Below are 24171 nucleotides of genomic sequence, written 5' to 3'. Positions count from 1 at the left end.
GTACGGGCCGTACGGGCTTACGGGGTTACCTGGTGCCGCGCAGACGGCGCCAGGGGGTGAAGGTGAACACGGCCGCGCCCAGCAGGACCACCGTGCAGGCGACCAGGGCGAGGGCCCGGATGCCGCCCGCGTCCCGCGCGCCGGTCTCGGCGAGGTTGCCGGTGGTGTTGTCGGTGCTGCCGGTGGTGCTCCCGGTGGTGGACGGCGAGCCGGAGCCGCCCGGCTGGGCGGTGGTGTCCAGCTCCAGCGAGACGCCGCTGCTGGCCGCCTTGCAGGGCACGTTGATGGGCGTGGCGCCCGGGGCCATCGTGACGTCGATCGTCAGCTGGTCCGGGCTCAGCGTGACCTTGCCGCTCTTGCCGGGCTTGTAGGTGCCCGTCATGTCGCTGAGGCTGACCGGGGCCTTGTCCGGGATGGGCTCCGCGTTGGCCGGGCCGGCCACCTTGACCGTGCCGGAGTCGGCGCCGCCGAGCTTGACGTTCATCGAGGGCTTGAGGGCCCCCGCCGGAAGGGCCATCGGGCTGGCCATCGCACCCTTCGCCGTCTTGACGGTCAGGTCGTAGGCGCCGCCGTTCTTCTTGGCGCTGATGGTGACCGGGGTCTTGATGCCGCCGGGGACGACCGGGCCGCAGTCGAAGGAGACCTCCACGGGCTTGCCCGGGAAGTCGGTCTGACCGCCGCCGCCACCGCTCGTACCACCGCTGGCGGAACCGCCGGTGGAGCCGGTGGAGCCGGTGGAGCCACTGGTGGAGCCGCCCGTACTGCCGCTGGTGGAGCCTCCGCTCGTCGAACCGCCCCCGCTGGTGCTGCCGCCGCTGGTCGAGCCGCCGCTGGTGCTGCCGGACCCCGCCGTCACGTCGATGGTGGCCCCGGCGCCCACGCTGCCCGTCGGCGCGCACTTGGTGACGAAGGTGCCGAAGGAGAAGGTGACGGCCACCTCGTACTTGCCGGGGGTCAGGGTGATCTTGCCGGCCTTGGTGAGCTTCAGCTTCCCCTTCATCGTCGACATCCGCATGGGCGCCTTCTTCGGGATCGGCGGGTTCTTCTTCTCCCCGACGACCTTCAGCTCACCTCCCCCGCCGCCCACCGTGATCCAGCCGGTGGGCTGGACCGAGTCCTGCGGGATGTCCATGAGGTCGGTGTTGTTCGAGGCGGGCTTCACCGTCTCCCAGGACACGTCGACCTCGTCGCCGACCTTGGCCGAGGCCGGGGCTTCGATCTTGGCGGTGGTCTCGCCCTCCACCGGGCTGCCGCCGCCGGCCGGCGGCACGCACTTGACCGTGAACGCGGTCTCGGCAGCCCGGGCAGGGGCGGCCCCCATGGCGATGCCGGAGCCGCCGAGCAGCAGCGCGACCACGGCCGCGCTCACCCTCCGTTGGGTCTTCACGAATGTCCCTTCGTCGTCGATCGGTTCTCAGACGGTGCGGACGTCTGTGGTGCTGTCTCCGGCGCGCTGTCCGGGGTGAACCACGGCAGGACCGCCGTGGGGGTCTCGGGGGGTCCGGCCGGCGGCCCGGTACGGGGCGGCGCGGAGCCCCGTACGCCCGGGAGCCCCGGCAGCCGGGCCGTCACCTCGGCCGCCGCCCCGGGGGACTTGGCGCCCCGGCGGCGGTGGGCGGGCGGCGCCGGGCGCGGCCGGACCCGGTCCACCACGGCCATGCCGACGCGGAACACCGCGGCCGGGATCACCAGCAGGAGCAGGCCCCAGAACAGCACCACCCCGTACGGGCGGTCCACGCCCCAGGGCTGGGCGGCCATGACCTTGTCCCCGTACTTGAGGGAGACCGTGTAGTCGCCGTGGGCGCCGGCGGACAGGGTGACGTTCAGCTTGACCTCCGCCTTGCCGCCCGGCGGGATCGTGCCCTTCCAGCGGACCTCCTCCCACCCCGGGGCGAAGACGCCGTGGGCGGTGCCGAGCTGGAAGACCGGGTCCTTGACGGGGGCCGAGCCGAGGTTGCCGACGGTGACCGTGAACGTCCGGGCGGGCGGGGCGCCGAACCAGGTCAGCACCCCGTCCTCGCCCTGGAGCCGGACGCCGGTGAGCAGGGCGAGGCGGGCCGTGCCGCTCTCCTCGGGCAGCGCGGCCACCGGATGCCCGGTGATCTTGAAGGGGGCGGCGACCGTGGACTGGTCCCCGTTCACGGAGGTGACGTTCACGACGCAGGGGCAGGGCTTGGGCGGCGCCACCACCGGCAGCCGGGCGGTGAAGCGCCCGTCGGCGGCGACGGCGACCGCGACGCCGTCGGAGTTGGCGCAGCTGTTGGTGCCGCCGATCATGTTCTGCCCGCAGACCAGCAGCATCACCAGCGTCTTGGCGGGCCAGCCGGTGCCGGTGACGCCGAGCTCCGCGCCCTTGGCGGCCTCCTGGAGCGAGAGCGCCACGGCGGGCTTGTCGGCGTCGGCGGCGGTGGCCTGGGCCGCTGACGCCGGGGCCGCCGGGAGCAGGGCCAGGGCGCACACCGCCAGCCCCGCCGCGAGGAGGGCCCCGAGCCGGGAGGCGGCGCCCGCCGCGCTCCCCCGGGCTTTCCCGTCGGCCTTGGCGCTCACCTGGATGCTCCCGTCAACTCGTGGTCCGGTGCTGGGGTCCGTACGGGTGCGGGTGCGCTCGCGTCGGCCGGCTCGCGCCGCGCGCGCCGGGAGCGCCGGATCCGTACGAGGACCAGCGCGGCCGGGATCGCCCCGCCGAGGGCGAGCAGCCCGGCGCCCGTGCGGCCGCTGATCCCCCAGGGCAGGCACCACACCGAGGCGGCGGCCGTGGCCCGGGCGCCGCCGGGGGCGGTGACGGTGAGGGTGAGTTCGACCCGGTCGAGCACCGGCGCGCCGGGCCAGGGTTCGGTCAGCGTCACCCGCCTGCCCGGCAGGAGCTCCACGGGCACGGCGCGCGGGGCGCGCCCGGCGACCTCGCCGAACCGGCCCTCGGCGCGGATCGCGAGCCGCGGGGCGAGGGTCACGTTGCCCCGGTTGACCAAGGTGTACGAGACGACGCGGCCCGCGCCCCGGCCCCGTACGGCCACGTACTCGACGGTGAGGGCGGCCAGCGCGGGGCCGCCGACGCGCAGGTGGACCCGTACGCCCACCTCGCGGCCGGCCTCGGTGGCCACCACGGCGGCCGGATGGTCCCCGGGCGGGGACGCGGGCGGCACGGTGACGGTGAAGGGGACCACGGCGCGGGTGCGCGGGGGGAGCTTCACGGTGCTCCCGGATCCGAAGCTGATCCAGGAGCCGGCGTCGGTGGACTCCCGGGCGGGGCGCACCGCGAGGGCGCCGTCCGCCGTGTTGTGGGCGTCGGCCCCGCGCAGGGTGACGGTGTGCTCCTGGCCGGTGGTGTTGACCAGGGCGAGCCGGTCCTCCAGGACGGTGCCGGGCGGGCCGGCCAGGTAGAAGTACGGGCGGACGGCGGAATCCCCGCTCCCGGAGACGGGTTCGGCGCGCCAGCCGGGCTCCTCGGCGGCGGCCGCGGGGGCGGCGGAAGCGGAGACGGCGACGGCCCCGGCGGCAGCCGGGGACGCGGCGACAGCCGGGGGCGCGGGGACGGTGGGGAGAGCGGCGGCCGCCAGGAGCGGCACGCCGAGCCGGAGGAGCGTGTGGAGCACGGGCATGGCCGGGGGTGCTCCGTTCAGGACCGGGCCCGCCCGCCGCGCCGGGTCAGCCAGAGCACCCCGGCCGCGCCGGTGAGCAGCACGGTGGCGCCGAGGGTGCCGAGGGCGAGGGCGGAGTCGGTGGGGCCGGTCTGCGGGAGGGCTTCGGGGGCCTCGGGGGCTCCGGGCGCCTCGGGGGCTCCACCGGATCCGGTGACGTCCAGCTCCAGGGAGGGCCCCGGGCCGTTGCCGGGGGTGCAGGTGGTGGTGGTGCCCAGCGCCTTGATGGTGAGCACGCCCGCGGTGAAGGTGACCTTGCCGCTCTTCTTCGGGGTGTAGGTGCCGGACAGGTCGGTGATCTTGATGGGGGTGTTGGCGGGCACCGCCTCGGGGTTGGGCGGCCCGGTCACCGCCACCGTGGCCTTCTCGGCGCCGCCCACCTGGATGACGGCGCTGGGGCTCATCGCGCCCTTGCCGAGTTCGACGGGGCTGGACGAGACTCCCTTCTGGAAGGACATCGTCAGCTTGTAGCCGGCGCCTTCCTTGACGGCCTTGATGTCGATGGGCGAGACGGCCGACTTGTCCCCGATCGGGGTCACGCAGGCGTAGGCGACGTCGACGACGGCCGCGCGGGCCGCGGTGGCGGCCAGCAGGACCGCCGGTCCGGCCAGCGCCGAGGCCAGGGCGAGCGCGGGCGCGAGCGCGGTGGAGCGTTTCCGGTGGGACACCTTCGTCTTCCCCTCAGGCCACAAGTTACTGACGACACATCAGATGGTGGCTCAAGGTACGCCGGGGGCCTTACGGAGGGAAGACACGGGACAGGCCTGGATCCACGGCCTGTCGGCCGCCTGGATTCAGGCCATGTCCGTGCGGGGCGGGGGCGGTTCAGACGGCGCGGACACCCCGCTGCCAGACGGCGGAGACCAGCGGGACACCGGGCCGGTAGGCGAGGTGGACGTGGCTCGGGGCGTCCAGGAGCGCCAGGTCGGCGCGGGCGCCGGGGGTCACGGTGCCCACGTCGGAGCGGCGCAGGGCGCGGGCGCCGCCGGCGGTCGCGGACCAGAGGGCCTCGTCGGGGGTCATCCGCATGTCCCGGACGGCGAGCGCGATGCAGAACGGCATCGAACTCGTGTAGGAGGAGCCGGGGTTGCAGTCGGTCGACAGCGCGACGGTGGCACCCGCGTCGATGAGGCGGCGGGCATCGGGCCACTGGGCGCGGGTGGAGAACTCGGCGCCGGGCAGCAGGGTCGCGACGGTGGTGTCGGCGGCCTGCGCGAGGGCGTCGACATCGGCGTCGGTGAGGTGGGTGCAGTGGTCGGCGGAGGCCGCTTCGAGCTCCACGGCGAGCTGCACGCCGGGGCCGTACGAGAGCTGGTTGGCGTGGACTCGCGGGATCAGCCCGGCGGCGGCGCCGGCGGTGAGGATCGCGCGGGCCTGGTCGCCGTCGAAGGCGCCCTTCTCGCAGAACACGTCGACCCAGCGGGCGTACGGGGCGCAGGCGGTCAGCATCTCGCCGGTGACGAGGTCGACGTAGCCGGCCGGGTCCTCGGCGTAGTCCGGGGACACGATGTGCGCGCCGAGGTAGGTGACCTCCTCGGTGTGCGCGGCGGCGATGCGCAGGGCGCGGGCCTCGTCGGCGACGGTGAGGCCGTAGCCGGACTTGGTCTCGAAGGTGGTGGTGCCCTGGCGGCGGGCCTCGTCGAGGTGGCGCAGCAGATTCGCTTCCAGCTCCGCGTCGGTGGCGGCGCGGGTGGCGGCGACGGTGGTGCGGATGCCACCGGCGGAGTAGCTGCGGCCGGACATCCGGGCGTTGAACTCGGCGGTGCGGTCGCCGGCGAAGACGAGGTGGCTGTGGCTGTCGACGAAGCCGGGGATGACGGCGCGGCCGGCCGCGTCGAAGACGGTGTCCGCCGCCGGGGCCTTGGCGGCGGGGCCGACCCAGGCGACGGTCTCGCCGTCGATGACGACGGCCGCGTTCTCGATCAGGCCGAGCGGCGAGCCGTCGCCGAGGGCCGGGTCGTTGGTGACGAGGCCGGCGATGTTGGTGATTGCGGTGGTGGTCATGGTTCCTCTCCAGGTTGCTCTCCCCGCCCCGCCCTTTCTCCGTTTCCCGGGCTCTGCCCTGACCCGCGCCTCAAGCGCCGGCGGGGCTGGGTGTTTCAGCCGTCCGGCGATGGAGGACCGGGTCCGGGCGCCGCGGTCAGGCGCGCAGGGCTGCGATGGACTCGGACAGGGCCGTCGGAACGTCCCCGACCAGGGTGTGGTGGCCGTCGCGGACGATGTGGCGGCCGCCGACGACGGTGTGGCGGACGTCGGCGGCGGTCGCCGCGAACACCGCCGTCTCGGCGCCGAGCCGCGGCACCGCACCCGCCGTACGGACGGAGTCGAGGGCGATCGTGGTGAAGTCCGCGAGCGCCCCCGCCTCCAGCCGGCCCGCGTCCGCCAGGCCCAGCGCCGCATGGCCGTCGGCGGTGGCGGCGGTCAGCAGCGCGTTCGCCGTCCAGTGGCCCCGGGTGCGGCTGCGCAGCCGCTCGTTGAGCTCCATCGCCCGGGCCTCCTCCAGCAGGTCGATCACCGCGTGGCTGTCGCTGCCGAGGGAGAGCGGGCTGCCCGCGTGCTGGAGCCGGCCGGCCGGGCCGATGCCGTCCGCGAGGTCGCGTTCGGTGGTGGGGCACATACAGGTGCCGGTGGCGGTGCCGCCGAGGAGCGCGATGTCGATGTCGGTGAGGTGGGTGTTGTGGACGCCGGTGGTCCGCGGCCCGAGCACGCCGTGGTCGGCGAGCAGCTGGGTCGGGGTGCACCCGTGGGCTTCCTGGCAGGCGTCGTTCTCGGCGGTCTGCTCGGAGAGGTGTACGTGCAGCGGGGCCCGCCGCTCCTCGGCCCATCCGGCGACCGTCGCCAGCTGCCCCGCCGGTACGGCGCGCACCGAGTGGATCGCGGCGCCGATCAGGGCGTGCGCGCGGGGCTTGAGGGCGCCGACGCGCTCGGCCCAGGCGTCGGCCGTCCCGTCGGAGAACCGCAGCTGGTGCGGGCTCGGTGCCTGGCCGAAGCCGGCCGACAGGTACGCCGTGTCGAGCAGGGTGATCCGGATGCCCGCGGCCGCGGCCGCCTCGATCAGGGCCTCGCCCATCGCGTTCGGGTCGGCGTAGGGGGCGCCGCCGGGCGCGTGGTGGACGTAGTGGAACTCGCCGACGTTGGTGATGCCGGCCAGCGCCATTTCCGCGTACACGGCGCGGGCCAGCGCGAAGTAGCTGTCGGGGGTGAGGTTCTGGGCGACCTTGTACATGAAGTCGCGCCAGGTCCAGAAGGTGCCCGAGCCGACCTGGACCAGCGAGCGCAGTGCCCGGTGGAAGGCGTGCGAGTGGGCGTTCGCCAGACCCGGGACCGTGAGCCCCCGCAGTACCTCGGCTCCCGGCGGCGGGGTCTCGACGCCGGTGCGCAGGGCGGTGATCCGGCCGTCCGCGCCCGCCTCCAGGGCGACGCCCGGCTCGACGTGGGTGCCGAGCCAGGCGTGCTCCAGCCAGTACGTCGTCAGCGGCATGCCAGGCCTTCCAGTACGTCGGCGAGGGCGAGGACACCGGCCACGCAGTCGTCCTCGGCGGCGAACTCCCGCGGGGAGTGGGAGACGCCGGTCGGGTTCCGTACGAACAGCATGGCGGTCGGAACGGCGGCGGAGAGGATTCCGGCGTCGTGTCCCGCCCCCGTGCCGAGGACGGGGACGGCCCCGCCCAGGATCCGGTTCATCTCGTCGCGCAGGGCGTGCTCGAACTCGACGACCGGGGTGAAGGACTCCCGGACGACGGCGAGGTCGATGCCGTCCTGGTCGGCGCGCTCGCGGGCGGCCTTCTCGATCGCGGTGACCACGGTGTCGAGGGTGGCCTGGTCGGCGGCGCGGGAGTCGAGCCAGCCGCGCACCAGCGAGGGGATGGCGTTGACCCCGTTGGGCTCGACCGAGATCTTCCCGAAGGTGGCGACGGCCCCGGCGAGGGCCGCCTCGGCGCGGGCCGCGAGGACGGTCGACGCGTACGTGAGCATCGGGTCGCGGCGGTCCACCAGGCGGGTGGTGCCGGCGTGGTTGGCCTCGCCGTGGAAGTCGAACCGCCAGCGGCCGTGCGGCCAGATCGCGGACGCGATGCCGACGCGGTCGCCGGACAGGTCCAGGGCCCGGCCCTGTTCCACGTGGAGTTCGACGAAGGCGCCGATCCGGGCGAGCCGTTCGGGGTCGGCCCCGATGGCCTGGGGGTCGTATCCGGCGGCCTCCATGGCCTCGGGCAGCCGGATGCCGTCCGCGTCGCGGAGTTCGTACGCCTTCTCCTTGGTCAGCTGGCCGGCGGCGAGCCGGGAGCCGACGCAGGCGAGGCCGAACCGGGCCCCTTCCTCGTCTCCGAAGTTGGTGATGGCCAGCGGCCTGGAGAACGCCGCGCCCCTCCTGCGGAGTTCGTCCAGGGCCGCGAAGGAGGACACCACGCCGAGCGGGCCGTCGAAGGCGCCGCCGTCGGGGACGGAGTCCAGGTGGGAGCCGGTGACGACGGCGTCGCCCGCGAGGGGGTCGCCGAGCCAGGCCCACTGGTTGCCGTTGCGATCGGTCTCGTAGGTGAGGCCGCGGGCCTCGGCCTGGGCCTGGAACCAGGTCCGGCAGTCGGCGTCGGCTCCGGTCCAGGCGTAGCGGCGGTATCCGCCGCTGTCCGGGTGGCGGCCGATGGGGGCGAGCTCGTCCCACATGGTGTGGAACGAGACCGCCCCTGCGGGGTTGTCGCTCACGCGTCGTCGCCCTCGCGCATGGGGACGCGGACGCCGCGCTCGTCGGCCACCGTCTCGGCGATGTCGTAGCCGGCGTCGACGTGGCGGATGACGCCCATGCCGGGGTCGTTGGTGAGGACGCGGCGGATCTTCTCGCCGGCGAGCTTGGTGCCGTCGGCGACCGTGACCTGCCCGGCGTGGATCGAGCGGCCCATGCCGACGCCGCCGCCGTGGTGGATGGAGACCCAGGAGGCGCCGGAGGCGACGTTGACCATGGCGTTCAGCAGCGGCCAGTCGGCGATCGCGTCGGAGCCGTCGAGCATGGCCTCCGTCTCGCGGTACGGGGAGGCGACGGAGCCGCAGTCCAGGTGGTCGCGGCCGATGGCCAGCGGGGCCGCGAGGGTGCCGTCGGCGACCATCTCGTTGAAGCGCTCGCCCGCCTTGTCGCGCTCGCCGTAGCCGAGCCAGCAGATGCGCGCCGGCAGGCCCTGGAAGTGGACGCGCTCGCCCGCCATCTTGATCCAGCGGTGCAGGGACTCGTTCTCCGGGAAGAGTTCGAGCATCGCCTTGTCGGTCTTGTGGATGTCCGAGGCCTCGCCGGACAGCGCCGCCCAGCGGAAGGGGCCCTTGCCCTCGCAGAACAGCGGCCGGATGTAGGCGGGGACGAAGCCGGGGAAGTCGAAGGCGCGGTCGTAGCCGGCCAGCTGGGCCTCGCCGCGGATGGAGTTGCCGTAGTCGAAGACCTCGGCGCCCGCGTCCATGAAGCCGACCATGGCCTCGACGTGCCGGGCCATCGACTCGCGGGCCCGCTGGGTGAAGTCGGCGGGCTTCTCGGCGGCGTAGGAGGCCATGTCCTCGAAGGCGACGCCGACCGGGCAGTAGGCCAGCGGGTCGTGCGCGGAGGTCTGGTCCGTGACGATGTCGATCGGGGCGCCCTCGGCGAGCATCTGCGGGAGCAGCTCGGCCGCGTTGCCGAGGAGGCCGATGGAGAGCGGCTTGCGGGCGTCGCGGGCCTCGACGGCGAGCCGGAGCGCGTGCGCCAGGTCGTCGGCCTTGACGTCGAGGTAGCGGTGCTCGATGCGGCGCTCGATGGCGCGCGGGTCGACGTCGATGCAGATCGCGACGCCGTCGTTCATCGTGACGGCCAGCGGCTGGGCGCCGCCCATGCCGCCGAGGCCGGCGGTGAGGGTGATGGTGCCCGCGAGGGTGCCGTTGACCCCTCCCTTACCAATTGAATGCAGCTTCGCGGCGACGGCGGCGAAGGTCTCGTACGTGCCCTGGAGGATGCCCTGGGTGCCGATGTAGATCCACGAACCGGCGGTCATCTGCCCGTACATGGTGAGGCCGAGGGACTCCAGGCGGCGGAACTCCTCCCAGTTGGCCCAGTCGCCGACGAGGTTGGAGTTGGCGAGCAGGACGCGCGGGGCCCACTCGTGGGTCTGCATCACGCCGACGGGGCGGCCGGACTGGACGAGCATCGTCTCGTCCTGCTTCAGCGTCCGCAGCGTGCGCACCATCGCGTCGAAGGAGCGCCAGTCGCGCGCGGCCTTGCCGGTGCCGCCGTAGACGACCAGCTTGTCGGGGTGCTCGGCGACCTCGGGGTCCAGGTTGTTCTGGAGCATCCGCAGGGCCGCCTCCTGCTGCCATCCCAGGGTGCTGAGCTGCGTGCCTCGCGCTGCCCGTACGGGGCGGGGTCCTGACATGGCGGTGCCTCCTCCGATGTTGGTCAATCTATTCACATCCTCGCTCCCTGAATAGATCCAGTCAACAGCTGCGGGCGGACGCGTCGGATGATTGGCTCTTCACCATGGCTGTCGAGACGCACACGACGGCGGACGCGGCGGACGCCGCCGCCCGCCGCGACCTGGCCGTACGGGCCGCCGTCGAGCAGGGCCTGGTGGGCGGGGCGCCGGACGCGGAGCCGCTGGTCTGCCTGCTGGACGTGGCCGGAATCCGGGCCTCGGCCGCCGAGCTCACCGCCGCGTTCGCGGCCGCGCTGCCGCCGGGCACCCCGGTGCTGCACGCCTTCGCGGTGAAGGCCGCCCCGCTGGTCCCCGTACTGCGGCTGCTCGCGGAGGCCGGCCTCGGCTGCGAGGTGGCCAGCCCCGGGGAGCTGGCGCTGGCCCGGGCGGCCGGGGTCGCACCGGAGCGGATGGTGCTGGACTCCCCCGCCAAGACCTCGCGGGAGCTGCGCGAGGCGCTGGCGCTGGGGATCGCGGTCAACGCCGACAACCGGCAGGAACTGGAGCGGATCGACGCGCTGGCCGGCGCCGGGCCGCCGGCCTCGCCGATCGGGATCCGCGTCAACCCGCAGACGGGGGCGGGCACCATCGACGCCCTGTCCACGGCGACCGCCACCTCCAAGTTCGGCGTGCCGCTGCGCGACGGGGGCGCCCGGGCCTGGCTGGTACGGGCCTGCGCGGAGCGCCCCTGGATCACCCGACTGCACACCCACTCGGGCTCGCAGGGCGTCCCGCTGGCCCTGATCGCGGAGGGCGTACGGGAGCTGCACGCGCTGGCCGAGGAGATCAACGCGGCCGCCGGGCGCCGGCAGATCGACACCCTCGACATCGGCGGGGGCCTGCCGGTGAACTTCGCCTCCGACGAGCGGACCCCGGGCTACGCCCGGTACGTGGCGGAGCTGCGGGCGGCCGCGCCGGCCCTGTTCGACGGCTCGTACGGGCTGGTGACGGAGTTCGGCCGGTCCCTGCTGGCCAAGCACGGCCTGGTGCTGGCGCGGGTGGAGTACACCAAGTCCACCGGCGGCCGCCCCATCGCCCTCACCCACGCGGGAGTGCAGCTGGCCACCCGTACGGTGTACGCCCCGGCGGCCTGGCCGCTGCGGATCCTGCCGTACGACGCCGGGGGCGCCCCGAAGCCGGGAGCCCCGGCCGTCCCCGTCGTCGCGCAGGACATCGCGGGGCCGGCCTGCTTCGCGGGGGACCTGCTGGCCACGGCCCGGGAGCTGCCGCAGCTGTCCCCGGGTGACCTGATCGGCGTACCGGACACCGGCGCGTACTTCTTCACCGCCCACTACGGCTACAACAGCCTGCCGAGGCCCGCCGTGTACGGCTTCCGCGTCGGCCCCCGGGGCGAGGTCCGCTTCGACCTGGCGCGGCCCGCGCAGAGCCTGGCCGAGATCGTCGCCGAAGCGGGCGGCGCCCACGCCACCGCCCTCCTCTGACCCGGCCCCAGCGCGCCCGCGCCGCCGCGCCGTCTACTCCACGAACAGGCCGCGGGCCGCGGCCCCCGCGTCGAAGGCTTCCAGGCGGGCCTGCGCGTCCGGGAGGGCGTCCGCCATGGCCTCCAGCAGCACCCGGCCCAGCAGCATCGGCGCGCAGGCCGTGTCGAAGGCGAGGCCGGTCCCGACCGGCGCCGGGATCAGCAGGTCCGAGTCGCGGGCCACGGGGGCGAACGCGGAGTCCGCGACGGTGACGACCGTCAGCCCGGCCGCCCTTGCGTGCTCCAGGGCCTCCACGACCTCCCGGGGATGCCGCGGCAGCGCGAAGCACAGCAGCGCGGAGGCGCCGGCGGTGACGCAGGCGTCGATCCGGTCGGCGAGCATCGAGCCGCCCTCGTCGAGGAGCCGTACGTCGGGATGCACCTTGGCGGCGAAGTACGCGAACCCCCGCGCCTGCGAGGACGCGGCGCGCAGCCCGAGCACCGGCAGCGGGCTCGACCCGGCGAGCAGCCGGCCGGCCTCCTGGACGGGCGCGGGGTCGGCGAGCATCGCCGACAGCCGGCGCAGGTTCTCGATCTCGCCCTGGACGGCCTGCTGGTACTCGTTGTACGCGTCCTCGCCCACGGCCTCCGGGCGCTCGGCGGGTGCCACCTCGCGCAGGTGCCGGCGCAGCGCCGGATAGCCGTCGAAGCCGAGCGCCACCGCGAACCGGGTCACCGACGGCTGGCTCACCCCCGCCAGCTCCGCGAGCTCCACGCTCGACAGGAACGGCACATCGGCCGCTCCGCGCACCATGCAGTGCGCGATCCGTCGCTGGGTGGGTGTCAGCCGGTGCCCCTCGAACAGCTTCTGCAGCCGCGCGGCCGGGCTGTCGCTCATCCCGTCCCCTCCGTCCCCGTGCCGGTGAATATTCACTTACGGAGCACTCTGCATGCGGTTATGCAGGACGGCAAGCGGCGGTCGCTCCGCGAGACGGGGGGTAGCCCCAGTGCGGGGGCTCGGACCGCTTCCTACGGTGGGGGGATGGAGCGCCAAGAGCTGAAGCGGGAACTCGATGCCACGTTGGAAGCGCGGCGGGAGCTGGGTTCCGAGTACGAGTCCGCGCTGGTGGAGTCCTTCGTCGAGAAGGTCGACACGCAGGTCCGGCGGCGGCTGGCGGAGGAACGCCTGGGCGCGGCGCGGGGCGGCGGGGGCGCCGACAGGGTATCCGCCGCCACGGGCGCCGGTGTCGGCGCCGTGCCGGGTTCGGGCACGTTCGGGGAGCGTTTCGGATTCGCGATCGTGACGCTGGTCCTGGCGGTCCCGCTGTCCGCGATCGGCGCGGCCCAGGCCCGCCTGAGCGGGCTGGTGGTGGTGTGGGCGGGGATCGTGGCGGTGAACCTCATCCACGCCAGGTCGCCGCGCGGCCGCGCCAAGGGCGTGGACGCCGCCTGACCGGGGCCGGCGCCACTTCAGCCGCGCCGGCGGTTGAGGCGCGGGGGTCTGGGGGCTGGCCCCCGGCAACGGCGCCGCAGGGGGTCGCGCAGCCAGCCCCGCCGGCGTCTGAGGCGCGGGTTCTGGGGCGGCGCCCCGGCAGCGGCGCCGCTGGGGGCGGAACATCCAGCCGCGCCGGCGTCTGAGGCGCCGGGGCGGGGGAGAGAAGTCGGCGGGGACCGCCGCACCCCGGTTGCCCGGGGGCGGGACGACGGCGGTCCCCGCGAAGGACACGGGCCGGGTCAGGGCCGGCCGCGTCCCACGGCGCCCCGCGGTCCGGGAGCCGCTCCGGAACCGCGCCGACGCCAGTCGGTGGTTGCCGGCCGGGTCTCCCCCGCCGACAACCACCACTGTGCCGGAGCCGTGTTAAGCCGGTGCTGCCGTCACGTGTCGGCCCCGTACCGTTTGTGCGGCTACTTCGGTGCCTTCGCCAGGAACGCCAGCAGGTCCTGACGGCTCACCACACCGGTCGGCTTGCCCTCGACCAGGACGATCGCCGCATCGGCCTCGCCCAGGACCGCCATCAGCTCCGACACCGGCTCGCCGGAGCCGACCTGCGGCAGCGGGGAGCTCATGTGCTTCTCCAGCGGGTCGGTCAGCGAGGCCCGCTGCGCGAACAGCGCCGCCAGCAGTTCCTTCTCGACGACGGAGCCGATGACCTCGGCCGCCATCACGTCCGGGTGGCCCGCGCCCGGCTTGACGATCGGCATCTGCGAGACGCCGTACTCGCGCAGGACCTCGATGGCCTCGCCCACGGTCTCCTCGGGGTGCATGTGGACGAGGGACGGGATGCCGCCCTCCTTGTCCGCGAGCACGGCGCCGATGCGGGCCGCGGGGCCCGCCTCCTCCAGGAAGCCGTGACCGGCCATCCACTCGTCGCTGAAGATCTTGCTCAGGTAGCCGCGGCCGCTGTCCGGCAGCAGGACGACGACCACGTCGTCCGGGCCGAGACCCTCGGCGGCGCGCAGCGCGGCCACCACGGCCATGCCGCAGGAGCCGCCGACCAGCAGGCCCTCTTCCTTCGCCAGGCGGCGGGTCATCTGGAAGGAGTCCTTGTCGGACACCGCGATGATCTCGTCCGTGACGTTCGGGTCGTAGGCGGTGGGCCAGAAGTCCTCGCCGACGCCCTCGACGAGGTACGGGCGGCCGGAGCCGCCGGAGTAGACCGAGCCCTCGGGGTCGGCGCCGATGACCTTGACCCGGCCGCCGGACACCTCCTTGAGGTAGTTGCCGGTGCCGGAGATCGTGCCGCCCGTGCCGACGCCGGCGACGAAGTGCGTGATCTTCCCGTCCGTCTGCTCCCACAGCTCGGGACCGGTGGTCTCGTAGTGCGAACGGGGGTTGTTCGGGTTGCTGTACTGGTCGGGCTTCCAGGCGCCGGGCTCGCGCGCGAGGCGGTCGGACACGTTGTAGTACGAGTCCGGGTGCTCGGGGTCGACGGCGGTCGGGCAGACCACGACCTCGGCACCGTACGCGCGCATCACGTTGATCTTGTCCATGGACACCTTGTCAGGGCAGACGAAGATGCACTTGTAGCCCTTCTGCTGGGCCACGATGGCGAGTCCTACACCCGTGTTGCCGCTGGTCGGCTCCACGATGGTGCCGCCGGGCTTGAGGGCTCCGCTCTGCTCGGCCGCCTCGATCATCCGAACGGCGATCCGGTCCTTCACGGATCCGCCGGGATTGAAGTACTCGACCTTTGCGAGCACGGTGGCCTGGAGGCCTTCGGTCACACGGTTGAGCTTCACCAGCGGGGTGTTGCCGACGAGGCTGATCATCGAGTCGTGGAATTGCACCATGTTCTCCAAGGAGGGGACTCCACGGGTTCTCCGGGAGGTCCGGCCAGAGTATGCGGAAAGGGATTGGCCGACCGGCACTACGGGGCAGGTAGCTCATCGAGGCCAGGCAGGGAAGCGAGGTGGCCCGCAGGGTGTCCAGAGCGAGGACGGCCCGCCGGATCGCGGCGGGAGCGGCTTACGGCGGTGGCGGGATCGGGCTCATCGGGGTCGCCGCGGTCGGTGTGGTGGTGGCCGAGTTGCAGTTCGCGAAGCGGACGGTGGGGACCGGGCTGCCGGATCCGCCGCGCGCCGACGGCCTGTACGGGAGCGAGTTCGGCGGGCCGGAGCGGAGCCCCGGCCCGCTGCGGCTGGCCATGCTGGGCGATTCCACGGCCGCCGGGCTGGGTGTGCGGCGGGCGAGGCAGACCCCGGGCGCCCTGCTGGCCTCGGGCCTCGCGGCGGTGGCCGAGCGGCCCGTGGAGCTGCGGAACGTGGCCCTGTCGGGGGCGATGTCGGACGACCTCGACCGCCAGACGGGCCTGCTCCTCCAGGATGACATCCCGCCCCCGGATGTGGCGGTGATCATGATCGGCGCGAACGACGTGACCCGCCGGATGCCCCCGACCCAGTCGGTGCGCCTGCTCACGGCCGCCGTCCGCAGGCTCCGGCTCGCCGGCGCCGAGGTCGTGGTCGGCACCTGCCCCGACCTGGGCACGATCGAGCCGGTCTACCAGCCGCTGCGCTGGGTGGCCCGCCGCGTCTCGCGCCAGCTGGCCGCCGCCCAGACGATCGGGGTGATCGCGCTGGGCGGCCGTACGGTCTCCATGGGTGACCTGCTCGGGCCGGAGTTCGCCGCGAACCCGCGCGAGATGTTCGGCCCGGACTCCTACCACCCCTCCGCCGAGGGGTACGCGACCGCGGCGATGGCCGTGCTGCCCACGGTGTGCGCCGCGCTGGGCGTGTGGCCCGAGTCGGACCGGCTGGACCACACCCGCGACGAGGACATCCTCCCCGTGGCCAAGGCGGCGTCCGCGGCGGCCGGGGAGGCGGGTACGGAGGTCACGGCCGCCCGCGCCCCCTGGGCCCTGCTCAAGCACCGGCGCCGCCGGCGGGTGCCCAGCCGGCCGGAGATCGGCCAGCCCGCGGAGCACGAGGAGCACGAGGAGGGCCCCGCCGGGGGGTCCGCGCCGGACGGCGGGGGACCGAAGCGACCCTCATCACATGCCAAGGCCGGTGACCTCGACGGTACGGGCCGGTAACTTCGCATGCGGTCCCGATATGAGCCGCAACTCAAACCCCTTGGAGCCCCGATGCCCGAAGCCGTCATCGTCTCGACCGCCCGTTCTCCGATCGGGCGCGCCTTCAAGGGGTCCCTCAAGGACGTCCGGCCGGACGACCTGACGGCCACGATCATCCAGGCCGCCCTCGCCAAGGTCCCCGAGCTGGACCCGCGCGACATCGACGACCTGATGCTCGGCTGCGGTCTCCCCGGCGGCGAGCAGGGCCACAACCTGGGCCGCATCGTGGCCGTGCAGATGGGCATGGACTACCTGCCCGCCAGCACGATCACCCGGTACTGCTCCTCCTCGCTCCAGACCTCCCGGATGGCCCTGCACGCCATCAAGGCGGGCGAGGGCGACGTCTTCATCTCCGCGGGCGTCGAGGCCGTCTCCCGCTCCGTGAAGGGCTCCTCGGACGGCCTGCCGGACACCCACAACCCGTTCTTCACCGACGCGGAGGCCCGTACGGCCGCCGTGGCGCAGAGCGAGGGCGCGTCCTGGCACGACCCGCGCGAGGACGGCCTGGTCCCCGACGCGTACATCGCGATGGGGCAGACCGCCGAGAACCTGGCCCGCCTCAAGGGCGTGACCCGCCAGGACATGGACGAGTTCGGCGTCCGTTCGCAGAACCTCGCCGAAGAGGCCATCAAGAACGGCTTCTGGGCCCGCGAGATCACCCCGGTCACCACCCCGGACGGCACGGTCGTCTCCACCGACGACGGCCCCCGCGCCGGTGTCACGCTGGAGGGCGTCCAGGGCCTGAAGCCGGTCTTCCGCCCCGACGGCCTGGTCACGGCCGCCAACTGCTGCCCGCTCAACGACGGCGCCGCCGCGCTGGTCATCATGAGCGACACCAAGGCGCGGGAGCTGGGCCTGACCCCGCTGGCGCGGATCGTCTCCACCGGCGTGACCGCCCTGTCCCCGGAGATCATGGGCCTGGGCCCGGTCGAGGCGTCGAAGCAGGCGCTGAAGCGGGCGGGCCTGACCGTCGGCGACATCGACCTGTTCGAGATCAACGAGGCCTTCGCGGCCCAGGTCATCCCCTCCTACCGGGACCTGGAGATCCCGCTGGAGAAGCTGAACGTCAACGGCGGCGCCATCGCCGTCGGCCACCCGTTCGGCATGACCGGTGCCCGCATCACCGGCACCCTGATCAACAGCCTCCAGTTCCACGACAAGCAGTTCGGTCTGGAGACGATGTGCGTCGGGGGCGGCCAGGGCATGGCCATGGTGATCGAGCGGCTGAGCTGAACCTGAGCTGATCAAGAAGGTGGCCAGGCGCCGCAAGGAATCCGCCGGATCCCTTGCGGCGTACTGACACCGATTCCAATCCCGTCGCGGCCTACCTGTGACCGAATCTCCCCCAGGATGTGACCTTTGTCCTGGGGGATCGGTATTTAGCCAGGTCAAGCGGCATGCGCTCAGGCATCGCGGGCACAAAGACCTGTCCATTTGATGACGTAATGCACTGCATGCCATTCCCAGGTCGGGTCAAGCTGATGTAGGAAGTCGGGGGATCGAATCAACCAGGAGTTAGTCAGTGAGCGCCATGTCTCTTGCCCTGCTGCTGACCACGGCCGCTGCCACGGCCGTGGGCGCTGCTGCTCTGCACGCCGTCCACGCCCTGCGCAAGCAGGTCACGGCCCTGCGCGGTGAGCTGACGGTGTCGGCCCACCCCCGCGGTGCCGCCGTGCCGCACGCCCGCAGCGCCGTGGAGTCCCCCGCCGCCGAGATACGGGCCGCCGTGGCCGAGGCGCTGGCCGAGGAGCGCGAGCGCGAGCTCGCCGAGGCGCGCGCCTTCTGGGCCGCGCAGGAGGCCCGTGACGGCGCCGACGCCTCGCCCCTCTTCGCCGGCGAGGCCCCCACGTCCCTGCTGGGCGGTCTGACGGGCCTGGGCGAGGACAGCCCGCTCTTCCTCCCCCGGCAGGCGGACATGGTCGGCCTGGAGGCCGTGCTCGGCGAGGAGCTCGACGACTACCCGGCGTACCCGGAGGATTCGGCCGAGCTGGCCGCCGCTCGCCGGCGCCACCCCTCGCACCCCGATTTCGTCCCCGTACAGGCCTCGCACCCGGGCGCCGAGCACGAGCGCACCGTCAGCCGCCTGGAGGAGCTCGCGGAGGCCCGTACGGCCCTCGCGGACGTCCGTCCGGGCCCGCTCGGCACCCTGGACGTGTACGTCTTCACCGACGGCACCACGCTCTGCATGACCCCGGGGCACCGGGAGACCGCCGAGCGCCTCGCCGAGGCCCTCCGCTCGGGCACCGCACCGGTGCTGCTGGGCGGCTCCGGCATTTCCGGCGCCTACGCGCTGACCTTCTCCTGCGGTGACTCCGAGGACCCCGAGAACAACGTCTACATCCTCGCGGACCGCGTCATCGCATCGCTCTGACTTCCGCCCGCTCCACCAGCCGCACGGCCTCGTCCAGTTCCTCGGACGGGGCCTTCGCGCCGTCCGGGCCCACGCCGGGGCCGGCCGCCGCGGCGCGCAGCGCCTGCGCGAGGTCCTGCCCGGCCACCGCCAGTTGGTCCCCGACGACGAAGATCCCCGCCTCCGGCATCAGCCGCGGTGCGGCCGCCGCGTCCGGGTCCTCCAGCCGCTGCGCCCGTACGGAGAGCTCCCGGGCGGCTTCCAGCGCCTCGGCTGCGGCTCCGCGCTGGAGCCGGCTCTGCGGCGCGGCCCGCAGCCGGTCGGCGAAACGTTCCACGACGGCGGTCAGGGGCGAGGTATCGAGCACCCGGCCGACCTTACGCGGCGCCCGGGCGCCATTGCCAACGGGCGAACTCTCCGGCACGGTGGCGTGAAGAGAACAGCACGGCGATATTTCCGGAGGCGCCCATGTCCGTAGAGTTCTCCGAGCAGACCCACCGCAACATGATCGACAGAATCCCCCTGACCACCGGTCGTGACGTGTCCGACTGGCTCCGCGCCGTGGACGACGGCCCCTCCCTCGTCCGGTTCGAGGAGAAGGTCAGCTGGCTGCGCGGCGCGCACGACCTGTCGTACGGCCAGGCCAAGGCGATCATCCACGAGTACGACCTGCGCAGGGCGGCGAGAAAGTTCGGCTGAGCCCCGCATCCTGACCGACCCCCGATTCCCTGCCCCCGATCCGTACTCCCTTCCACGACGCGGAAAGGCCCCGCGAGCGGTGTGCTCGCGGGGCCTTCCCTGCTGCCGGGTGGGCGGTGTGCGCCGGTACGGCTAGTCGTTTCCGGAGAGGATCGAGAAGAGCCGCAGCATCTCCATGTAGATCCACACCAGGGTGGTGGTGAGGCCGAGGGCCGCCAGCCAGGCCTCCTCGCGCGGGGCGCCGTACGTCACGCCGTCCTCGACCTGCTTGAAGTCGAGGGCGAGGAAGCAGGCGCCGAGGATGACGCCGATGACGCCGAACAGGATGCCGAGGCCGCCGCTGCGGAAGCCGAGGCCGTCACCGCCCGCGAAGACCGAGAACAGCAGGTTCGCCAGCATGAGCAGCATGAAGCCCATGGCGGCGGCCATCACGAAGCCGTAGAACCGGCGGGTGACGCGGATCCAGCCCATCTTGTACGCGATCAGCACGCCTGCGAACACGCAGATCGTGCCGAGCACGGCCTGGACGATCACGCCTCCGCCGTCGCCGACGTAGGTGCTCATGATGGCGCTGAAGACGCCGAGGAACACGCCCTCGAAGGCCGCGTAGCCCAGGATCAGCGCGGGGACGGGCTTGCGCTTGAAGGCCTGGACGATGACCAGCACGAAGGCGACGAGCGCGGCGCCGATGGCGATGGCGTACGACTTGCCGACGTTGGCCGGGTCGACCGGCAGCGTCAGCCACGAGAGCGTCGCCGTGATGGCGAGGACGCCGAGCGTCATGGCCGTACGGCTCACGACGTCGTCGATCGTCATCACGCTGCCGCGGGCCGGAGCCTGCGGCATGCCGGTGGCCGGGTCGGTCGCGTAAGGGTTCGTCGCGTACGGGTTGGTCGCGGTCCCGGCCTGCGCCTGCTGCGGCGCGCCGAAGCCCGCGTGGCCGCCGGCGTCGCGGCTGAACCCCCGTCGCGAGAAGACCGGGTTACTGCTCCTCATCTCACTCCTCCATGGCCACCCTGCGCGGCCTTGCAACAAGAGTAATGTGCTCGCAAAGAAAGCACCCTACTGCTGGAGGAGGATCTTAGGAGAAGGCGCGGCAAAGCCGCAGGGGATTCGGGGGGACGCTGCGGGAGTGCCCGAAGCCGGACTCGAACCGGCACGACCCTAAGGCCAGCGAGGTTTAAGCTCGCCGTGTCTGCATTCCACCATCCGGGCAAGGCCCAGCAGCCCCCGCGTAAAAGCCATGAACGCTGCGTTGAGCCTATCGGGAACACCTAGTCGGCCGTTCGGCCGTCATTCCGATGTTGTCTGATTTTATTGGCGCCTGAGGGATCGTCAGGCACAAGAACGCGGGGTCGGCCCGGTCTGGGCGCCCGCGCCCGACGATCACCGCCGCCCTGGGAATGACGTAATTTCGATGGCCCGCACAGGCTCCGCGCCACCGCTGCCGCCACCGCCGTCGCCACCCCGCGCGCCACCCCCGCCGGCGCGGTCCCCCTCTCGGGGTTCATGTCATACCAAAGGAGGAGGCGGACCGGCTCCCGGTCAGCCTCCAGTGGGCCGGAGAACGGGCACCGCGGCTGATCCGGAGCGCTGTGGGCGCCGTGAGGATGGATACGTCCCGCACGTCCGCAGTCCGCGGCCGCCCCGCTCGACAGGAGTCCCCCCTGTGACCACCACCAACTACGCCCCCCACACCGCCCAGGCCGTGGCCGCCCGCGCGACCCAGCTCTCCAAGGTGTACGGCCAGGGCGAGACCCAGGTGGTCGCCCTGGACAACGTCTCCGTCGACTTCGCGCAGGGGCAGTTCACCGCGATCATGGGCCCCTCCGGCTCCGGCAAGTCCACGCTGATGCACTGCGTCGCCGGCCTGGACACCTTCTCCGGCGGCTCCGTCCGCATCGGCGAGACCGAGCTGAGCACCCTGAAGGACAAGCAGCTGACCCAGCTGCGCCGGGACAAGATCGGCTTCATCTTCCAGGCCTTCAACCTGCTGCCGACCCTGACGGCCCTGGAGAACATCACGCTGCCCATGGACATCGCCGGCCGCAAGCCCGACCGGCAGTGGCTGGACAACGTGATCCGCATGGTCGGCCTCTCCGACCGCCTGAGCCACCGCCCGACCCAGCTCTCCGGCGGCCAGCAGCAGCGCGTGGCCGTGGCCCGCGCCCTGGCCTCCCGCCCCGAGATCATCTTCGGTGACGAGCCGACCGGAAACCTCGACTCCCGCTCCGGCGCCGAGGTCCTCGGCTTCCTGCGCAACTCCGTCCGCGAGCTCGGCCAGACCGTCGTGATGGTCACCCACGACCCGGTCGCCGCCTCCTACGCGGACCGCGTCATCTTCCTCGCCGACGGCCGCATCGTCGACGAGATGATCAGCCCCTCCGCCGACGGCGTGCTCGACCGCATGAAGGCCTTCGACGCCAAGGGCCGCACCAGCTGACCCGGAACACCTCCGCAGCCCTCCTCCAGACTTCCAGCCCCAGGACTCGAAACCCATGTTCCGTACAGCCCTGCGCAACGTCCTCGCGCACAAGGCCCGGCTGCTGATGACGGTGCTCGCCGTCACCCTCGGCGTCGCCTTCGTCTCAGGCACCCTCGTCTTCACCGACACCCTCAAGAAGTCCCTCTCCGGCCAGTCCGCCAAGGACTACGCGGGCGTGGCCGTCTCCGTCACCTCCTACGGCCAGAGCCGCAACGACCAGGGCGAGAAGGAGGGCGAGCCGGGCCTGAGCCAGGCCACCCTCGACAAGGTCAAGACGCTCCCGGGCGTCGCATCGGTCTCCGGACGCGTCACGGGCTTCGCCGGCGTCGGTGACGAGAACGGCAAGCTGATCGGCTCCGGCTGGTCCAACCAGGGCGCCAACTACACGCCCGTCAAGGACGGCAAGGACCCGCGCTACACCTTCGTGCAGGGCGCCGGGCCGGCCAAGGCCGACGAGATCGCGCTCGACGAGGCGACCGCGTCCGCGGGCAAGTACAAGGTCGGCGACAAGGTCCGCGTCGCGACCAACGGCCCGGTCAAGGAGTACTCCCTCGCCGGTGTCTTCACCACCGAGGACGGCGCCGTCCAGGCCGGCGGCAGCCTGGTGCTCTTCGAGACCAAGGTCGCCCAGGAGCTCTACCTCAAGCCCGGCTACTTCCAGGAGATGTCGGTCGGCGCCAAGGACGGCACCTCCGCCGACAAGCTGCTCTCCGACATCAAGCCGCTGGTCGACGCCAAGCACACCGAGGCGCAGACGGGCGCGGCCCTCGCCGCGAAGCAGGCCAAGGACATCGAGAAGGGCCTCGGCCAGATGGGCACCATGCTGCTCGTCTTCGCCGGCATCTCGCTCTTCGTCGGCATCTTCCTGATCTACAACACCTTCACCATGCTGGTCACCCAGCGCACCAAGGAGCTGGCCCTGCTGCGCGCCGTCGGCGCCAACCGCGGCCAGGTCATGCGCTCGGTGCTCGCCGAGGCCCTGGTCGTCGGTGCCGTGTCCGCCGTCATCGGCCTGATCAGCGGCATCGGCCTGGCGGTCGGCATGCGCTCCGTGATCGGCTCCCTCGGCGCCAAGCTCCCGGGCGGTGACATCGTGATCGCCCCGACCACGGTCGTCGCGGCCCTGGTCATCGGCATCCTGGTCACCACGATCGCCGCGGTGCTGCCCGCCTGGCGCACCGGCCGGATCGCCCCGGTCGCCGCCATGGGCAGCGCCCACCTGCCGTCCACCGCGAAGTCGCTGGTCGTGCGCAACGTCATCGGCTCGATCATCAGCGTCCTCGGCATCGGCCTGGTCGTGCTCGGCGTGTCCGAGGGCGGCGACGCCGGCCGCATGACCATCGGCGCGGGCGCCTTCTTCATGCTCATCGGCATGATCGTGCTGCTGCCGCTGCTCTCCAAGCCGGTCATCGGGGCCGTCCGCCCGCTGCTGCAGAAGGTGTTCGGGGTCCCCGGCAAGCTGGCCGCCCAGAACGCCGTACGCAACCCGCGCCGCACCGCCGTCACCGCCGCCTCCCTGGCGATCGGCCTGACCCTGGTCACCACCCTGTCGGTGCTCGGCATCACCGTCGGCAAGGTCGTCGACCGGATGAGCACCGAGAAGCTCAAGGCCGACTACAAGGTCTCCATGGCCGGCGGCACGGGCTACCTCGACAAGTCGGTGGCCGAGGCCCTGACCAAGGCCCCCGGCATCAAGGCGGTCTCCCCGCAGACGGCCGGCTCCTTCATGGTCGGCGACGACTTCCGGGCCGCGTCCGGCGTCAACCCGGACGCCATCGGCCAGCTGCTGAACATCGAGACCGTCAGCGGTTCGCTGGACTCCCTCGGCAAGGGCGAGGTCCTGGTCGCCGAGAAGACCGCGAAGAGCAAGAAACTGGCCGTCGGCTCCACGCTCAAGGTGAAGTACGAGGACGGGAAGCAGGAGACCCTCAAGGTCGGCGCGGTCTACAAGGACATGGAGGGCCTGCTCTCCCCCTACGTCCTCGACGACAAGATCCTCGACCGGCACACGGACGAGAGCGCCGTCTCCGAGGTCTACGTCAACGTCGAGGGCGGGGCGTCCAAGGCAGGCCAGCAGAAGGTCGTCGACGCGCTGGGCAAGAACCCGGCCATCAACGTCGCCACCCAGGAGGACATGCGCAACGAGATGGGCGGCATGATCAACACCATGCTGAACGTCATGTACGGCCTGCTCGGCATGGCGCTGATCATCTCGGTGCTCGGCGTGGTCAACACCCTGGCGATGTCCGTCTTCGAGCGGACCCAGGAGATCGGCATGCTGCGGGCGATCGGTCTCGACCGGAGCCGGGTCAAGAACATGATCCGCCTGGAGGCCGTGGTGATCTCGCTCTTCGGAGCGGCCCTGGGCGTCGCCATCGGCGTCTTCCTCGCCTGGGCGGTCGGCACCACCATGGCGAAGTCCATGCCGAACTACGAGCTGATCCTCCCGTGGGACCGGATCGGGCTGTTCCTCCTGCTCGCCGGTGTGGTCGGCGTCCTGGCGGCCATGTGGCCCGCCCGCAGCGCCGCCCGCCTGAACATGCTGACGGCCATCAAGACCGAGTAGCGGGCCGGCAGGAGACACGGGCA

General features: G+C 72.8%; 20 protein-coding genes and 1 tRNA gene. 8 read left to right on the top strand and 13 right to left on the bottom strand.

The features are described from left to right. Nucleotides 1-25: 25 nt before the first annotated feature. The 8 genes from IE248_RS29950 to hutU all read right to left on the bottom strand — a co-directional run bounded on the left by IE248_RS29950 (nt 26) and on the right by hutU (nt 10021). Nucleotides 26-1387 carry a hypothetical protein gene (locus IE248_RS29950; RefSeq protein WP_229895608.1) on the bottom strand — a complete coding sequence of 454 codons (1362 nt, stop codon included), beginning with the start codon at nt 1385-1387 and terminating at the stop codon, nt 26-28. Continuing rightward, nucleotides 1384-2466, bottom strand: a complete 1083-nt coding sequence (locus IE248_RS29945; protein WP_190032230.1) for a hypothetical protein — start codon at nt 2464-2466, stop codon at nt 1384-1386. Before IE248_RS29945 ends, IE248_RS29950 begins: the two co-directional genes overlap by 4 nt. A 77-nt stretch (nt 2467-2543) precedes the next feature. Then, entirely contained in the window at nt 2544-3599 is a 1056-nt protein-coding gene (locus tag IE248_RS29940; protein ID WP_190032211.1) for a COG1470 family protein, read from the bottom strand. Nucleotides 3600-3616: 17 nt separating this feature from the next. Next, nucleotides 3617-4306: an LPXTG cell wall anchor domain-containing protein gene (locus IE248_RS29935; RefSeq protein WP_190032210.1), complete on the bottom strand. Its 690-nt coding sequence runs from the start codon at nt 4304-4306 to the stop codon at nt 3617-3619. Nucleotides 4307-4463: 157 nt separating this feature from the next. Next, nucleotides 4464-5642: an imidazolonepropionase gene (hutI, locus tag IE248_RS29930; protein WP_190032209.1), complete on the bottom strand. Its 1179-nt coding sequence runs from the start codon at nt 5640-5642 to the stop codon at nt 4464-4466. 136 nt (nt 5643-5778) lie between these two features. Next, nucleotides 5779-7119 (bottom strand): formimidoylglutamate deiminase, encoded by a 1341-nt coding sequence (locus IE248_RS29925; protein WP_073797672.1) that lies wholly within the window; start codon nt 7117-7119, stop codon nt 5779-5781. Beyond that, entirely contained in the window at nt 7110-8300 is a 1191-nt protein-coding gene (locus IE248_RS29920; protein WP_073797685.1) for an allantoate amidohydrolase, read from the bottom strand. Before IE248_RS29920 ends, IE248_RS29925 begins: the two co-directional genes overlap by 10 nt. A 35-nt stretch (nt 8301-8335) precedes the next feature. Continuing rightward, nucleotides 8336-10021 carry a urocanate hydratase gene (hutU, locus tag IE248_RS29915; RefSeq protein ID WP_008741759.1) on the bottom strand — a complete coding sequence of 562 codons (1686 nt, stop codon included), beginning with the start codon at nt 10019-10021 and terminating at the stop codon, nt 8336-8338. 104 nt (nt 10022-10125) lie between these two features. Between hutU and IE248_RS29910 the strand changes: the two genes are divergently transcribed. After that, a complete protein-coding gene (locus IE248_RS29910; protein WP_190032208.1) occupies nt 10126-11502 on the top strand; it encodes a type III PLP-dependent enzyme domain-containing protein in 1377 nt (458 codons plus the stop codon). A 33-nt stretch (nt 11503-11535) separates the two neighbouring features. On the opposite strand, the gene IE248_RS29905 is transcribed toward IE248_RS29910, so the two are convergent. Beyond that, nucleotides 11536-12378, bottom strand: a complete 843-nt coding sequence (locus tag IE248_RS29905; RefSeq protein ID WP_190032207.1) for a MurR/RpiR family transcriptional regulator — start codon at nt 12376-12378, stop codon at nt 11536-11538. Between the two features lie 144 nt (nt 12379-12522). Here IE248_RS29905 and IE248_RS29900 point away from each other — a divergent pair, with 144 nt between their 5' ends. After that, nucleotides 12523-12933 carry a hypothetical protein gene (locus IE248_RS29900; RefSeq protein ID WP_190032206.1) on the top strand — a complete coding sequence of 137 codons (411 nt, stop codon included), beginning with the start codon at nt 12523-12525 and terminating at the stop codon, nt 12931-12933. A 452-nt stretch (nt 12934-13385) separates the two neighbouring features. Here the strand turns inward: IE248_RS29900 and IE248_RS29895 are convergent, their stop codons facing one another. After that, the gene (locus IE248_RS29895; protein WP_073797684.1) at nt 13386-14768 is read right to left on the bottom strand and encodes a cystathionine beta-synthase; all 1383 of its coding nucleotides are present in this window, start codon (nt 14766-14768) and stop codon (nt 13386-13388) included. Between the two features lie 134 nt (nt 14769-14902). Between IE248_RS29895 and IE248_RS29890 the strand changes: the two genes are divergently transcribed. From IE248_RS29890 to IE248_RS29880, 3 genes are all read left to right on the top strand, one after another. Continuing rightward, a complete protein-coding gene (locus IE248_RS29890) occupies nt 14903-16009 on the top strand; it encodes an SGNH/GDSL hydrolase family protein (RefSeq protein WP_073797667.1) in 1107 nt (368 codons plus the stop codon). Nucleotides 16010-16060: 51 nt separating this feature from the next. After that, on the top strand, nt 16061-17281 hold the full coding sequence (locus IE248_RS29885; protein WP_008741753.1) for an acetyl-CoA C-acetyltransferase: 1221 nt from the start codon (nt 16061-16063) through the stop codon (nt 17279-17281). Nucleotides 17282-17579: 298 nt separating this feature from the next. Next, complete coding sequence (locus tag IE248_RS29880; protein ID WP_174261813.1) at nt 17580-18419, top strand: hypothetical protein; 840 nt, start codon at nt 17580-17582, stop codon at nt 18417-18419. Here the strand turns inward: IE248_RS29880 and IE248_RS29875 are convergent. After that, complete coding sequence (locus tag IE248_RS29875; protein ID WP_190032205.1) at nt 18403-18765, bottom strand: hypothetical protein; 363 nt, start codon at nt 18763-18765, stop codon at nt 18403-18405. The two genes, IE248_RS29880 and IE248_RS29875, sit on opposite strands and share 17 nt — an antisense overlap. A gap of 101 nt (nt 18766-18866) precedes the next feature. Between IE248_RS29875 and IE248_RS29870 the strand changes: the two genes are divergently transcribed. Beyond that, complete coding sequence (locus tag IE248_RS29870; protein ID WP_008741750.1) at nt 18867-19097, top strand: DUF4287 domain-containing protein; 231 nt, start codon at nt 18867-18869, stop codon at nt 19095-19097. A 132-nt stretch (nt 19098-19229) separates the two neighbouring features. Here the strand turns inward: IE248_RS29870 and IE248_RS29865 are convergent, their stop codons facing one another. Both IE248_RS29865 and IE248_RS29860 read right to left on the bottom strand, forming a co-directional pair. After that, nucleotides 19230-20093, bottom strand: a complete 864-nt coding sequence (locus tag IE248_RS29865) for a Bax inhibitor-1/YccA family protein (RefSeq protein ID WP_037793440.1) — start codon at nt 20091-20093, stop codon at nt 19230-19232. A 137-nt stretch (nt 20094-20230) separates the two neighbouring features. Continuing rightward, a tRNA-Leu gene (locus IE248_RS29860) sits at nt 20231-20312 on the bottom strand. A 454-nt stretch (nt 20313-20766) separates the two neighbouring features. Between IE248_RS29860 and IE248_RS29855 the strand changes: the two genes are divergently transcribed. Further along, nucleotides 20767-21540 carry an ABC transporter ATP-binding protein gene (locus IE248_RS29855; protein WP_008741748.1) on the top strand — a complete coding sequence of 258 codons (774 nt, stop codon included), beginning with the start codon at nt 20767-20769 and terminating at the stop codon, nt 21538-21540. Nucleotides 21541-21595: 55 nt separating this feature from the next. After that, complete coding sequence (locus IE248_RS29850) at nt 21596-24148, top strand: ABC transporter permease (protein ID WP_190032204.1); 2553 nt, start codon at nt 21596-21598, stop codon at nt 24146-24148. The last annotated feature ends 23 nt before the right edge of the window (nt 24149-24171 follow it).

This window comes from Streptomyces goshikiensis (assembly GCF_014650555.1).
GTDB lineage: Bacteria > Actinomycetota > Actinomycetes > Streptomycetales > Streptomycetaceae > Streptomyces > Streptomyces goshikiensis.
The sequence above is the reverse complement of the archived record's forward strand: the minus strand, read 5'-3'. Positions and strand labels throughout refer to the sequence as shown.